At 31.3% G+C, this 13,765-nt stretch carries 15 protein-coding genes; 5 read left to right on the top strand and 10 right to left on the bottom strand.

Translation table 11 applies throughout. The annotated features are described in order from the left end of the window. Positions 1 to 7: 7 nt before the first annotated feature. On the bottom strand, positions 8 to 1,261 hold the full coding sequence (gene gatD / locus MFS40622_RS04795; protein WP_012980550.1) for a Glu-tRNA(Gln) amidotransferase subunit GatD: 1,254 nt from the start codon (positions 1,259 to 1,261) through the stop codon (positions 8 to 10). 351 nt (positions 1,262 to 1,612) lie between these two features. Between gatD and MFS40622_RS04790 the strand changes: the two genes are divergently transcribed. Together MFS40622_RS04790 and cbiD are read left to right on the top strand one after the other, a co-directional pair. Further along, positions 1,613 to 2,746, top strand: a complete 1,134-nt coding sequence (locus MFS40622_RS04790) for a radical SAM protein (protein ID WP_012980549.1) — start codon at positions 1,613 to 1,615, stop codon at positions 2,744 to 2,746. Positions 2,747 to 2,755: 9 nt separating this feature from the next. Then, on the top strand, positions 2,756 to 3,832 hold the full coding sequence (cbiD, locus tag MFS40622_RS04785; RefSeq protein ID WP_012980548.1) for a cobalt-precorrin-5B (C(1))-methyltransferase CbiD: 1,077 nt from the start codon (positions 2,756 to 2,758) through the stop codon (positions 3,830 to 3,832). 159 nt (positions 3,833 to 3,991) lie between these two features. Here cbiD and MFS40622_RS04780 read toward each other — a convergent pair whose 3' ends face one another. The 9 genes from MFS40622_RS04780 to MFS40622_RS04745 form a co-directional block, all read right to left on the bottom strand. Then, positions 3,992 to 4,411 carry an archease gene (locus MFS40622_RS04780; RefSeq protein WP_012980547.1) on the bottom strand — a complete coding sequence of 140 codons (420 nt, stop codon included), beginning with the start codon at positions 4,409 to 4,411 and terminating at the stop codon, positions 3,992 to 3,994. Next, entirely contained in the window at positions 4,412 to 5,428 is a 1,017-nt protein-coding gene (gene rtcA, locus MFS40622_RS04775; protein WP_012980546.1) for an RNA 3'-terminal phosphate cyclase, read from the bottom strand. Positions 5,429 to 5,438: 10 nt separating this feature from the next. Next, positions 5,439 to 6,239 (bottom strand): NOL1/NOP2/sun family putative RNA methylase, encoded by an 801-nt coding sequence (locus tag MFS40622_RS04770; protein WP_012980545.1) that lies wholly within the window; start codon positions 6,237 to 6,239, stop codon positions 5,439 to 5,441. Continuing rightward, on the bottom strand, positions 6,220 to 6,741 hold the full coding sequence (gene artE, locus MFS40622_RS04765; RefSeq protein WP_012980544.1) for an archaeosortase family protein ArtE: 522 nt from the start codon (positions 6,739 to 6,741) through the stop codon (positions 6,220 to 6,222). The genes MFS40622_RS04770 and artE overlap by 20 nt, the downstream gene beginning before the upstream one ends. Further along, positions 6,713 to 7,672: a thiamine-phosphate kinase gene (gene thiL / locus MFS40622_RS04760; RefSeq protein WP_012980543.1), complete on the bottom strand. Its 960-nt coding sequence runs from the start codon at positions 7,670 to 7,672 to the stop codon at positions 6,713 to 6,715. Before thiL ends, artE begins: the two co-directional genes overlap by 29 nt. A 12-nt stretch (positions 7,673 to 7,684) precedes the next feature. Further along, entirely contained in the window at positions 7,685 to 8,497 is an 813-nt protein-coding gene (locus tag MFS40622_RS04755) for a transglutaminase-like domain-containing protein (RefSeq protein ID WP_052292131.1), read from the bottom strand. After that, entirely contained in the window at positions 8,460 to 9,053 is a 594-nt protein-coding gene (locus MFS40622_RS09345; protein ID WP_052292130.1) for a hypothetical protein, read from the bottom strand. The genes MFS40622_RS04755 and MFS40622_RS09345 overlap by 38 nt, the downstream gene beginning before the upstream one ends. 156 nt (positions 9,054 to 9,209) lie before the next feature. Continuing rightward, entirely contained in the window at positions 9,210 to 10,262 is a 1,053-nt protein-coding gene (locus tag MFS40622_RS04750) for a H(2)-dependent methylenetetrahydromethanopterin dehydrogenase-related protein (RefSeq protein WP_012980542.1), read from the bottom strand. A gap of 205 nt (positions 10,263 to 10,467) precedes the next feature. Continuing rightward, complete coding sequence (locus tag MFS40622_RS04745) at positions 10,468 to 10,854, bottom strand: roadblock/LC7 domain-containing protein (protein ID WP_012980541.1); 387 nt, start codon at positions 10,852 to 10,854, stop codon at positions 10,468 to 10,470. 338 nt (positions 10,855 to 11,192) lie between these two features. Between MFS40622_RS04745 and frhA the strand changes: the two genes are divergently transcribed. The 3 genes from frhA (at position 11,193) to frhG (ending at position 13,739) form a co-directional block, all read left to right on the top strand. After that, the gene (gene frhA, locus MFS40622_RS04740; protein ID WP_012980540.1) at positions 11,193 to 12,425 is read left to right on the top strand and encodes a coenzyme F420 hydrogenase subunit alpha; all 1,233 of its coding nucleotides are present in this window, start codon (positions 11,193 to 11,195) and stop codon (positions 12,423 to 12,425) included. A gap of 89 nt (positions 12,426 to 12,514) precedes the next feature. Further along, a complete protein-coding gene (gene frhD, locus MFS40622_RS04735; RefSeq protein ID WP_012980539.1) occupies positions 12,515 to 13,054 on the top strand; it encodes a coenzyme F420-reducing hydrogenase, FrhD protein in 540 nt (179 codons plus the stop codon). A 1-nt stretch (position 13,055) separates the two neighbouring features. Beyond that, the gene (gene frhG / locus MFS40622_RS04730) at positions 13,056 to 13,739 is read left to right on the top strand and encodes a coenzyme F420 hydrogenase subunit gamma (RefSeq protein ID WP_012980538.1); all 684 of its coding nucleotides are present in this window, start codon (positions 13,056 to 13,058) and stop codon (positions 13,737 to 13,739) included. Positions 13,740 to 13,765: the final 26 nt, after the last annotated feature.

Genomic DNA, 13,765 nt, shown 5'->3' with positions numbered 1-13,765 from the left:
TTATTAATTAGTATGCATCAAACCTACTTCTATATTCAATTTCTCCAACTAAATTCTTATTAATTAGTTTTTTAACTTCCTCTGGCTCATGATTTCCTAAGAGATACATCAATTTAACTAATGCAACTTCTGGAGGCATATCTTCACAACCGATAACTCCTAATTTTTGTAATTCTCTTCCATTTGAATAGACGTTCATATTTACTCTTCCATTGATTGTTTGGGTTGTCATTACAACTACTACTCCTTTATCTATCGCATACTTTATATCTTCAAATATATACTCTGGAGCATGTCCTAAACCAGTCCCCTCTAATACAATTCCTTTATATCCTTTATCAACATAGAATCTAATAATTTCTCCATCCATTCCAGGATAAATTTTTATTAAAGCCACTTTTTCTTCTAAATTGGTGTTTATCTCTATCTTTTTGCTATTATCTGATTTTTCAACTTCCTGCAAATAGATAATTTCCTTTGTAAATGGATTTATCTTAGCTACTGGCACTGTATTTATTGATTTAAACGCATCTCTTCTTGATGAATGGCACTTTCTAACTTTAACTCCTTTATGTAGATAGCAGAATGTATCTCCACTTTCCCCATGCATTACCACATAAACTCCTTTAATTGGCTCTCTTGCAGCTAAAACAGCACTTATTAAATTGAGGGCGGCATCTGATGAAGGTCTGTCACTACTTCTCTGAGCTCCAACTAGAACAATAGGAACATCTGCCTTAACCATAAATGAGAGAGCTGAAGCTGTATAGCTCATAGTATCTGTTCCATGAGCTATAACTATTCCATCAGCCCCATTTTCTATCTCTTTTTTTATCTCTTCAGCAATCTTTTTCCAATACTCTGGTTTCATATTTTCGCTTAGTATATTCATTATAGCTCTTCCTTTTATATTGGCAATATCTAAAAGCTCTGGAACAGCTCTAATTAAATCATCAGCTGTAAAAGAAGGATGAACAGCCCCTGTTTTATAATCAACCTTTGAAGCAACAGTTCCTCCAGTGGATAAAATAGAGATTGTTTTTAATTTTTCATTCTTTTCAATGTTTAATGGGGGCAACTCATACTTTGGCTTTTCCCCTTTAGCAATAATCTCTATATTTTTTACGTTTTCTTTTAATATTCCAACGTTATATCCATTTTTCATTTTTATTGTAATGACATTTTCGTCAGTTGAAGGTAGTAAAATACCTTCAAAAATCCCTTTATCTGTTTCTACTCTTATAATATCTCCAACATCCATTATTTCACCTTAAGTGATTTTTAAGATTCATAGAAATTATAGTGTCTTTCAAATTAATAAAATTTATTAAGGAAGATTTGAATGCCTTCCTTTGGAAGGCATTCATTAATGCCTTATTATTATAAAAGTTTTGAAAGACACTATAAAATAAGCAAAAAAATATAAAAATCTTTATTATAAAAATTAAAATAGGTTTAAATATATTGATTAATATGGTTAAAATAAAAATAAAAAGTGGCGTCAGTTCGCCCATCACTCATCATAGCTCAGCAGCTACTCCGTTCATCATCCGCCTAAATATATTAAGTAGCTTTAAGTATATATACTTACCTCAATATTTATGGTGAAAACATGAACGTTGAAGAGATTGAAAAATATTTGGAAGAAAATTTTGATAAACTTCCAGAGGGATGTAAGCAGTGTGTTAAAGGGGAAAAATTAGTTTTATTCATTACAGGAATTTGCAATAACAACTGCTACTACTGCCCTTTATCTGAAAAAAGAAAGAATAAAGATGTCATATATGCAAATGAAAGATTAATAACAACTGTTGAAGAGGCAATTGAAGAGGCAAAGCTATGTAGTAGTAAAGGAGTTGGAATAACTGGTGGCAATCCTTTATTAAAAATAAATAGAACTGTAAAATTCTTAAAGGCATTAAAGAATGAATTTGATGAATTTCATGCCCACTTATATACAACACCAGAAACAATAAATGAAGAGAATTTAAAACTTTTAAAAGAAGCGGGTTTAGATGAGATAAGGTTGCATCCAACAAAGATTTTTAACTATGGCTATGATGAAGAATATATAAAACTTTTATGTGAAAAATTGAGCTTATGCAACAAATACATTGAAGATGTTGGGGTTGAAATTCCAGCAATCCCAAATATGGAAGATGAAATTTTAAAATTGGCTGAGGCAATTGATGGAATTGCCAAATTTATGAACATAAATGAGCTTGAATTTTCTGAGGAAAATTATTATGAGTTGGAAAAAAGAGGCTTTATGCCAAAGGATGATGTGAGTAATGCAATTGCTGGTAGTGAAGAAACAGCTTTAAAAGTTATAAAAGAATTTAAAGGAGATTTATTTATTAACTACTGCCCATCAGTTTTAAAAGATGCTATACAGATGAGAAATAGGTTAATAAATAGAGCTAAGAATGTAGCCAAACCTTATGAGGTTATAACTGAAGATGGCTTGCTATTGAGAGGCATTATGATTTTTGATAATGAGGATGATTTAAAGGAAATGGCTGAGATTTTGGAAGAGAATGAGATTGAGTTTGAAATTATCGATAAAAATATATATTTAAATCCATTTATATTAGAGGACATTATTGAAGAGATGAAAAGACAAAGATTTCCTATAACATTCTCAGCTTATATCTCAGAGGTTTATCCAACTGCTGATGCTTTAGAAGTAGAGAGAATCCCATTAATAACTAAAAAATTAAAGTTTAGGAGAAGAAGAAAAAGATAATGGGAGATTATGATTTATGATTTTAGGAAAAAATCAAAATTTGGCTACACTACTGGCTCATGTGCTGTTGCTGGGGCTTATTCAGCCCTTTATTATTTAAAATTTGGAGAAAAACTTAATTATGTTGAGATTGAGAATTTAAATGGTGATAAATTAATTATTCCAATAGAAAACATTGAAAAATGTGGAAATAAAGCTAAGGCAGTGGTTATTAAAGATGCTGGAGAGGATATAGATATAACAAACGGAATTGAAATCATTACAGAGATTGAATTAAAAAAAGGAAAAAAAGATGTTATTATCAAAGGTGGAGAAGGAGTTGGAATAGTTACAAAAGATGGTTTGCAGGTAAAGAAAGGAGAGCCAGCTATAAATCCAAAACCTAAGGAGATGATTAGAAACAACCTTTTAAAGCTTTTAAATGATGATGAAGTTGCTGAAGTTACTATTTCAATACCAAAAGGCAAAGAACTGGCTAAAAAAACACTGAATCCAAAACTTGGAATCATCGGAGGTTTGTCTATATTAGGAACAACTGGAATTGTTAGACCAATGTCAAATGAAGCATATATGAACTCTTTAGCTCCACAAATAGATGTTGCATTAGCAAATGGTTATAAAAAGCTAATATTTGTTCCTGGAAATATTGGAACCAAATATGCTAAACAACTTTTAAATGCCAATGATGATGAGATAATTGAGGTTTCAAACTTTTGGGGATTTATGCTTGATAAAGCTAAAGAAAAAGGAGTTGGGGAGATTTTAATTTTTGGACATGCTGGAAAAATAATTAAGTTGGCTGGGGGGATATATAATACTCACTCAAAGGTAGCTGATTGTAGAAATGAGATATTAGCTGCTTATTCATCTCTATTTATTGATGACAAAGAGGCGATAAAAAAAATATTGTTTTCTAGCACAACAGAGGAAGTTATTAAAATTTTAGAGGAAAAAGGAATTTTAAATGATGTTTTCAACCTTATAGCTAAAAGAGTTGTTGAAAGGTTAAGTGAAAGATGGGAAGGTATTAAATTCAGCTGTATAATTATAGATATGAAAGGAAATGTTTTAGGAAGTTATTTATAACTATAGTTTTTTTGCAAAACATTTTGAAATACATAAGGTATTTATGAACACCTTCCTTTGGGAAGGTGTTCAAATTTTCCTTTTTAATTTTAATAACTTTTGCAAAAAAACTATATATGATGAAACCTTTATTAATATAGAGAGCATAGCTCCCTATGGCTATAAATCAACTATGTATCTAATCTTCCATCCATCTTCTTCTTGTTTAACTTCCATCATGTGATAGGTTACTGCTTTAACCTCCTCTTTTATATTGTGTTTTTCTTTGTTTATCTTTTCTCCATAAGCAGTGCATTTTAACCTATAGCCGTTATTATCTTTTTCGATTTTTACATCAAAGTCGCTAAAAACCAGATTTTCAACATCAGTATAAAAAAGTAACTCATTTAGAAAATTGTATAAAAGCTCTTCCAAATCCTCCCCTTCTATTTCAAACTCTATTTTTTCTTTTTTATCAACTTTATCAATATCTACCATAATATTGTAAAGTCCCTTAGCCCCCTCTTTAAATGCCTCTTCTAAACTTTTTCCTTTTGCTTCAACACCCAAATCAGCAGTAGTTTCAAAATAGTTGAACATTTAAACCACCTCAATAGTAAATCCATTGCAATTATTTTCTTTATACTCTTTAATCTCAAAATCTACATCTAAGAAATGCTTAACAACCCAAATGTTTGTTTTTGTGTGATTGGTTATCTCTGAAACCCCCACTATTCCTTTACCAAAAGCTAAGAATGGAATTATATGGTCTCCCATATATTTATCTAAAGCCATTCCACTTTCCCTTTCTTTCAATAATTCATTAACAGCCCTTTCAGCGACAATCTCTGCCCTTAGTCCTTTTTCTCCTAAACAACTTCCTCCCAAAGTATCGTTCCATAAAACTATACCCGCCCCAGTAGAAATACCTTTTGAACATTCTATTTTTATATTGGGCATAAGTTTTTCTTTGTTTAATAAATCCACCGCCTTTTTTCTCATTCTTCTTGCTATATTCTCATCTAAATTTTGCACATAAGCAATTCCTTCAACTAAGTTACTTTTAGAATGTTCTATTAAATCAAATTTTTTAACTTTTGATGGTTTAACTTCAAATATAACTTCTCCTCCACCTTCTGGATAAAATCCTCTTTTTAAAACTTTTAGCTCTGTCAATACTCCAAAATCTCTAAGGATTTTTAAGGTTACATTTTTTATATAATCAATTGGAGGAGCACGTTTAACATCAGTCCCTCCCTTTATTTTTACAGTGAATTTTTTGTTGATTCCCAATGATAAAGGGAGAAGGGTTTGTATAACTAAGGATATACTTCCAGCAGTACCAATATCTATTGTAAAATCTTTTGAAGCCAATTTTGAAGGTATAAAAGTTAATTCTTCTGAGCCAACGTTTAATCCAAAAACTTCAGCATTACAAAGTTTTTTAACTGCTTTAACTGCAGATACATGTTGAGGAGCTAAACCTTTATTCTTTCTCTTTTTCCTTATGTTAATAATTTTTACTGGTTTTTGAGTTAAAGCTGATAAAGAAACAGCAGTTCTTATAATTTGTCCCCCTCCTTCTAAATAACTTCCATCAATGACAATAAAATCCATCTCATCACCATTATTTTATTTTCTTTAATTTTGCAATAAAAAATGGTTCATTTGGTGGAAAAACTCTTAAAGTTCCTTTTATATGGCCTTCTTTTATATTAATTCCTTTAAATTCATCTGTTTTTATATTTATCAACTCAACATCGTCTCTTTTTTGTAGTATGTATTTTATTACTTCCTCATTTTCTTCAATTTCTATTGAGCAAGTTGAATAAACCAATTCCCCATCTTTTTTTAATAAATCTATACCTATATCTATTAACTCTTTCTGCCTTAAAGAGCAGTATTTTATATCTTCTTCTGAGACGTTTCTATTTTTATCTTTAATAATGTTTCCTGAGCATGGAGCATCTAATAAAATCTTATCAAAAAATATCTCATTTTTTAATAAGTAATCTTTGTATTTTCTCATATCTGCATTTATTATGATTGTGTTTAAAACCCCCATCCTATTTATATTTGATTTCAACGCCTTTACTCTACTTCTACTAATTTCAACTGCAACTATTGTTCCTTTATTTTTCATTAATTGGGCTAAATGAGTTGTTTTCCCCCCTGGAGCGGCACACATATCTAATATAAAACTATTTTCTTCTGGATTTAAAACAACTGGTGGAATCATTGAAGATATTGATTGTGGCATATAATAGCCAAACAAATACTCTGGAGTTGAGCCAATTGAGAACGGGGCTTCCTTTACTTCAAAAGCATAATCTAAGAAAGTTTTTTCTAAAACAACGCCTTTATTCTCTAATCTCTCTTTTAATATTTCTGGATTAATCTTTAAAGTATTAACTCTTATAAATTGCATTTTCTCCCCTTAATTTTTCAATAATTTTTAAATAACTAACTACCAATATTGGGACTAACGTTAATATAACTCCATATCCTGCAATTTCATGATATAGCCAAGGATTTTCTGGATGCATATTTACTAAATAGCAAACCAACACTATCCTAAAAATATTTACAAAAAATGCCAATAATACAAAAAAGAGCCCAATTAAAAACTCTTTACTACTTTTAGAATAAACAATAATTAGAGCTAAAAATCCAGCAATTAAAAAACTTCCCGTGCATTCTTCAACCACTTCAACAGTGTTGTTTGGCAAATATATAAAATTATTCACCAATCTTGCATTTGGGATTATTATTTTTGTAAATACATAGCTTAGATAAGTAACTATTCCTATTAAATATTTTTCAAAATAGTCCAAAATAAAAAACCCTACTAAAAATATAATATAAAATTTTATTAAAAACAAGATTTTTCCTTTTTTAGATTTACCATTTGTGGATATATCCTCCACCATAAAACTCCTCTCCATCAATAAACTGCCCCTCTTCTATAATTTTACCAATTTTATAAATCTTTGAATAACCTTTTAGTGAATCTTTCACTTTATTAAACTTGGATGTTGTAAATAAAAGCTCAAACTCCTCCCCACTATTTAAAACTACTTTTATTGGGTTTAGGTTGAATTCTTCACAAAATTCAATAACATCGTCTGGAATAAGCTTAAAAATTTTATCACTGTATATCTCAAAATTTTTGAAATATGTTATTTCCTTTCCTAAACCATCTGAGATGTCACAACAACCATTTATGAGTTTATTCATTAATAATCCTTCTTTAACCCTTGCAAGAGGTTTTCTTAATTTTTCAATAATCTTTGGATATTTTTGGCAAAGTTTTTCAAACTCTCTATAGCTAATTTTGTTCTCTTTAAGCATATAATATAGAGTTAAAGCACAATAAACCCTACCTAAATCATTAGTTACACAGATATCATCTCCAATTTTCCCTCCCCGATATATAGGATTGTCAGTTATTCCAAAAGCAGTTCCTGATAATGTTAGCTCGTTTCCTCTATTTGTATCTCCACCAACTACTGGGCAGTTATAAAGCTTAGAAAAATCATCTAAGCCAGAATAAAGCTCTCTAATAAAATTCTCATTAGCTTCTCCCTTAGATAGAGATATTGATATTAAAAATGCCAATGGTTTAGCTCCCATGGATGCAATATCTGAAACATTCGCAGTTAAAATTCTCCCTCCAATTTCGTATGGGGATAAGATAGAAGGAATATGGGCTTTTTTAACCATCATATCTGTTGTAGCAACTAAATAAAAATTTTCATCAATTTTTATAACTGCACAGTCATCATCAATGCCTTTTACAATATTTTCATTAGAAAATTTTAGAGTTTTTTTGATTATTTCAATTACTTTTACCTCATCCATTTTTTAGCCCCTTCATGTTTTGAATTCAGCAGAGTATTTAACATCTATCAATTTATCTGTGTTTACATCTAACAATCCAACTATTAACCTTGTCTGTTTATTATGAGGAACATTAAGCTTTAGCTTTACAACTTTCTCTTCTCCTGGTTTTATCGTTAATATGGAAGATTCTGTTGGATTGTAAACGTATCCATTACCAGCATCAAATGCACAATAAACTTTAACTTTCCCCTCTAAATTTCCTGCATTTTTTATATTAACTGTTATCTCAGCATAGCCATTATATAAATAGCCCTTCCAGTCCCATAAATAAATAGGTTTTTCAGTTATTGGATATACTTCAGCTTTTTCATTTTTTAATTCATCTGGAAGCATCCCAATTTTCCATCCGTTATCTGTTGTTTCCAAATAGAAATATTTTTTTCCATTGTATTCAAAGTAATATCCATAGCTACCTTTTAAATTTACTCCAACCCCCATATGTCTTGGGAATCTAATTAATGCAACATCATAACCCATCTGTTTTAATAAAGCGGCTGTTAATATAGACGTATCTTCACAATCCCCTCCATAATCAACCAAAGTTTCTATTGGGTATCTTGGATACTCATCATATCCAGTAGAAACCTTGTCATAAGCGTAAGGAAGCTGTTGAACAAAGGAAATAACTAAATTTATTCTATCATATTCGTTATAATTATTTTCTTTGCAAATTTCATCTATTTTTTGGATAACCCTATTTAAATACCAATCATCATAAGGGTCTAAAACGTAATATGAGTAATCCCTAATATATTCTCTTTTTTTTGGATTTGTAATAATCATAGAGGTATTTTGGGATGTACAAATTTAAATAATGAATTTTTCCTTTGTACTCCCATGTGTATGTCATATAACAAACATCTGTGGAAGTTTGTGGATTTATATTTTCTTTTTCATTTAGATAAGATAAAGATATGGGCGTATCAACCCATACGGTTTTTCCATTATCATAGGTAAAATCTATGGATATCCTTCCAATGTTTGATGAGCTCTTTTTAATTTCATTTTTTTCTATTGTTAGTAAAATTCCATCACCATAAGATAGATGTTTAAATTTATCTAAATCTACAGATATTTCTTTATAATATAATTGGTTGTCCTTGTCATCATAAATACCAACCTTTAAAACTCCCTCTTTTTTAACAAAACTTGAATTTTCACCAACAAAATAGATTTTTAGAATGTATTCATCTTTATTCTCATTTAAGTCCAAAATTATTGAAGATATATCACTTTTCGTTTCCATTAAATTATTGAAATCATTTTGATTATTATTTACAATACAGCCAGAAAATATTATTGTGACAATCAAAATTGGCAATAAAAGAAACTTTTTCATAATTCTCCCTCCCCCAATATAGTAAATAAAAAAGAAAAATGGCATCAGCCGGCTTGCTACTCATCACAGCTCAGTCGGGGATAAACGTCATCATCTGCCAAACTATAATATAATTCACAACAATTATTTAAAATTAATGATTCAAAATTTAAAAAATTATTCTAAATAATGTTTAAATCTACTTCTTATTGCCCTATTTACAATACCTTTTGCAGGATGCTCTCCCAAAATTCTTTTGATTTCCTCATACATATGGAATGTTGCTAAAGGTAGAGCCATATTAACAGGTTTTATTTCCCCTCCTTTTGAATATTCATTAATCCATCCTTTTTCATAGGCATCCTTAAACATGTTTAATGCATTCTTTAACATAATTTGATCCTCACAAATTAACATATTTTCAGCAGAAATCATTAATGCCTCTGGGTCAATAACTGATAAAAGCTCTTTAACCCCTCCTGCATAAACAAGGGCAGCTAAAGAGGTTAGAGCCAATAAAACTTGGTCATCAATCATTTTTTCTGGAATATTTAAGTAGTTCCTTCCACTATATTCATATTCCAATATTGAAGCTATTATTGAGATAACAACACTTGAAACCATATCTCCTACTGGTGAAACTAACCCCATAGGCATGACTTTTGGAATTTTGTTGATACTCTTTGCTAATTCAACCAACTTATTTATTTGCTCATCAGTTGCATAGCTTGTTCCATCAAATGCCTTACCTGCAATAACATAAACTTTCTGTTTTTCAGTCCCTGGGACTCCTGCTGGATGGAATGAACTTATTCCAACATCTCTTCTCTTTGCCCTTAATTCTTGAGCAAGCATTTTATGCAAAACTACTGGGGATATTGTGCAAGTATTGCAAATAACAGCATTTTGAGGCACATGAGGGAGGATGTTTTTAGCAATCTTTACGGTGTATTTACCAAATGGTGTAAATAAAATATGAACTTCTCCATGCTTTGCTGCCTCAATATCGTCACTAACTATCTTAACTCTAGCATCTTCAACTTTCTTCCATAAATCTTCACTCATTATATTTCTATTTGGTTCAGCTAAAACAACATCATGTCCAGCTTGTGCAAACTGAATTGCCATCCCTGCTCCACCGTAAGGCGGCTCCCCTCCAAACTTTTCTGGAATTTTCAGTTGTTCTAAGTAGAGTTTTTGATTTCCTGCTCCATAAACCGAAATTTTCACAATACATCACCTTTTTTTTATTTTTTATTTTTGAAATATATGGAAATTGGAAATATAGTTTATTTGAATTCTTAAGTATTTTTAATTTCCATATTCTGGAAAGAAAACAGAAAATTTTTTCATTTTACAAAGAATATCGAAATTTTAAAGAAATATGTTGTATATTTCTCAAAATAATACAAAAATAGCCTTACTGTAGTGTAATTTAAGAATTAACTTTGATAGTGTCTTTTTCGTAAGGCATTTTTAACAAATCGTCGTATTCTTCTCTTAATTTGTTTGCATATTTCTTCAATACCTCATTCTCAATATCTCTATCTTTGTTTGTTATAACTACAAGAATATATTTTCCTGCATCAAATAATTTTATTTTCAAGCTGTTCCCATTTATTTCTATCGAATCCACAGCCTGATTAAAAACTTCTCCCGTCTTTTCACTTGAACCAAACACTATTCCTATTAGGTTACTAAGAAATTCTCTATTAATATCACTTTCATTTAGGTTATCTTCTAAAAATAATCCATCTTTACTTGTTATTAAAACACCACAAACTCCTTTTAATTTACTAATCTCATTTACAATACTTCTCATTAACCCCACCTCCAATCTCTGTTTTTTAACTTCTGGATAACCAATAACATATTTGATTATATATATTAATTATAGGACAACCCTTAGACATTTCCCTTATACTAAATATATAAATAAATGAATTTTAAGTAAGGTAAAATTTACTTAATCATACAAAAAATAATTTTTTATTACCTATTTATTACTAAAAATCGATATATGACATATTTAAAAACCTAAATTCCTATATTGGCATTTTTAAAGAGATATTAGCTTATATAAGCTTATATAAAACAACCTAATGATGGTTGACGAGATAAATAATTTTTTAATGCTTTATTACTTTGGAGGTGAATTTTGTGACAAATAGAATAGAAATTGCCCCTACAACCAGACATGAGGGACATGCTAAATTGATTTTAGAGGTTGATGATGAGGGAATTGTTAATAAGGCATATTATTTAAACACAACTCCAGTTAGAGGATTTGAGACAATGTTGAAAGGCAAGCCAGCAGAGTTTGCTCCAATTGCTGTTATGAGAATCTGTGGAATCTGTCAAACAACACACGGAATTGCTTCATGTGAAGCTATAGAAAATGCCATTGACTGCGAAATCCCAGATGATGGTTTGTTGTTAAGAGAGTTAGTTGGAATTGGAAATAGATTGCACTCCCACCCATTACACCACCTACTAACAATTGATGACTTCTTAAAACCAGATGAGACAGAGCTAAAAATAGAACTAATAAAATTAATCCAAAGAATGAGAAAAGTCGGACAGTTAGTTGTAGACATTGTAGGGGGAGAAGGAATTCACCCACCAAACATTGTAATTGGTGGAATGAGAACAAACATAACAGAGAGAGCTAAATCAAAGCTATACTATGCCTTAAGACAGTATGAAAAAGATGCTTATGAGTTGTATGAAAAATACACTGAGCTAATTGAGAGATACTTGGAAGAGATAGGCATTCCTGACTTAGGGGCTCATGAATATCCATACATAGCTACACATACAACCTATGGAGATAGATATGCAATAAATTGGAATGATGTAACTGAAATTCCAGCTCAAAGATACTACGAAGATGAAGAGGCAAAGCAAACAACAACAATTCAAATTCCTTTATATGCGGGAGTTCCTGCTGAAGGAGGACCAAGGGCAAGAATGGTTAAATTTGGAAACTTTAGAGAGGGGGGAAGTGCTTTAGACATCAACATAGCAAGGGCTCAAGAAAACCTTGGGGCTGTTTATAGGGCTTTAGAGATTTTAGATGAGCTAAACTTAAATGGAAAGACAAGAGTTGAGCCAGAATATAAAGATGGAGTTGGTATAGGCGTTCATGAAGCACCAAGGGCTACAAACACTCACATGGCTGAAGTTGGAAAGGATGGAAGAATTAAGAGCTATAGAATTATAGCGGCATCAACATGGAACTTCCCAATTGTTGAGAAGGCGATTGAAGGCTATCCACAGCAGTATGCTGAAGTTATAATGAGAGCTTATGACATATGAGCTTCATGTGCTACCCACGTTATAGTTAAAGATGAGGAGACAAAAGAGGTTATAGAAGTTAGAAAAATGTTATAAGCCTCGAGGGGAACCCGAAAGGGACCCGAGAGGCGTCTTCTATTGAGATTTAAAATTAAAATCTTAAAAAACTTAAAATGAATGAAACCATGAAGGCAGAGATAGAAAGCCAAGATAATGAATTGTTTGATTTCACTCCCTCATATTTAAAAAAAGAGATAATGGTCTTAGCCTGTGGAAATATACTATTCGCTGATGATGGCTTTAGCGTTCATGTCATTGAAAAATTAGATAAAATCTTAACTGATGAAGAAAAGCGAAAAATTGCGTTGGTTGATGCCGGAGCTGGAGCCCCTCAGCAGGTTTTAACATTAATAGATGAAAACTCTAAAACAAAAAAGATAATTGTTGTTGATGTGATTGATTGGGGATTAAATCCAGGAGAAATAAAGATAATTAAAAAAGATGAGCTTCCAAATCCAAAATATCATAGATTAGATTCCCATGACTGGCCTTTAGCTCCTTTATTGAGAGAAGTTGCTGAAAAATACAATATAGAGGTTAAAGTTGTTGGCTGCCAAGCTAAATACATCTCAGAGCCGGATGTTTATATCGGCTTAAGTGAAGAGGTTGAAAAGGCAGTTGATAAAGCAGTGGATATAATTCTTAGAGAGTTAAGAGGTGATTAAAGTGGTTAAAGTTGCCCACGTTCAGTTATGTAGCTGTTGTGGTTGTTTAGTTTCTTTAGCAGATACATATGAAAAGCTTTTAGATGTCTTAAACTCAATTGAGTTAGTTTATTGCCAAACATTGGCTGATGCAAGAGAAATTCCAGAATGTGATATTGCCTTAGTTGAAGGTAGTGTATGTTTAGATGACCACCATTCATTGGAAGTAGCTCAAGAGGTTAGAAAAAAGGCTAAGATTGTTGTTGCTTTAGGAGCTTGTGCGGCAACTGGTGGAGTTACAAGATACTGTAAAGGAAATCAGCTATCTAAACCTGTTCATAGCTCGTTCTCCCCATTAACTGAAGTTATTAAAGTGGATTTAGCAATTCCTGGTTGCCCACCTTCTCCAGAGGCAATTGTTGGAGTAATAACCGCTGCATTAAACGGAGATATGGAATATCTACAACCTTATGCTGAATTGGCAGAGAAAGGAAGTGAAGCATGTGGATGTGATGTTATCTATAAGGTTGTTAATAAATCCCTCTGTATGGGTTGTGGGACTTGTGCTGCTGCTTGCCCAACGAGGGCTATAGAGATGTTGGATGGGAGGCCAAACATAATAAAAGAACTTTGTATAAAATGTGGAGCTTGTTCTGTCCAGTGTCCAAGAATTAGATTCCCAGAGTTAATTGAGAAGATTGAATAAATAATAAAATAATAATTTTTTTGGGG

The organism is Methanocaldococcus sp. FS406-22 (genome assembly GCF_000025525.1).
Lineage (GTDB): Archaea > AGJL01 > Methanococci > Methanococcales > Methanocaldococcaceae > Methanocaldococcus.
This window is presented reverse-complemented; position numbering and strand designations above follow the sequence as displayed.

Excerpts from the sequence above, each read along its gene's own strand:
- MFS40622_RS04790 (WP_012980549.1), top strand. The coding sequence starts at position 1,613 with ATGAACGTTGAAGAGATTGAAAAATATTTGGAAGAAAATTTTGATAAA.
- artE (WP_012980544.1), bottom strand. The coding sequence starts at position 6,741 with ATGGTGGAGGATATATCCACAAATGGTAAATCTAAAAAAGGAAAAATC.
- MFS40622_RS04770 (WP_012980545.1), bottom strand. The coding sequence starts at position 6,239 with ATGCAATTTATAAGAGTTAATACTTTAAAGATTAATCCAGAAATATTA.
- MFS40622_RS04780 (WP_012980547.1), bottom strand. The coding sequence starts at position 4,411 with ATGTTCAACTATTTTGAAACTACTGCTGATTTGGGTGTTGAAGCAAAA.
- MFS40622_RS09345 (WP_052292130.1), bottom strand. The coding sequence starts at position 9,053 with ATGAAAAAGTTTCTTTTATTGCCAATTTTGATTGTCACAATAATATTT.
- cbiD (WP_012980548.1), top strand. The coding sequence starts at position 2,756 with ATGATTTATGATTTTAGGAAAAAATCAAAATTTGGCTACACTACTGGC.
- thiL (WP_012980543.1), bottom strand. The coding sequence starts at position 7,672 with ATGGATGAGGTAAAAGTAATTGAAATAATCAAAAAAACTCTAAAATTT.
- frhD (WP_012980539.1), top strand. The coding sequence starts at position 12,515 with ATGAAGGCAGAGATAGAAAGCCAAGATAATGAATTGTTTGATTTCACT.
- MFS40622_RS04745 (WP_012980541.1), bottom strand. The coding sequence starts at position 10,854 with ATGAGAAGTATTGTAAATGAGATTAGTAAATTAAAAGGAGTTTGTGGT.
- gatD (WP_012980550.1), bottom strand. The coding sequence starts at position 1,261 with ATGGATGTTGGAGATATTATAAGAGTAGAAACAGATAAAGGGATTTTT.
- MFS40622_RS04755 (WP_052292131.1), bottom strand. The coding sequence starts at position 8,497 with ATGATTATTACAAATCCAAAAAAAAGAGAATATATTAGGGATTACTCA.
- rtcA (WP_012980546.1), bottom strand. The coding sequence starts at position 5,428 with ATGGATTTTATTGTCATTGATGGAAGTTATTTAGAAGGAGGGGGACAA.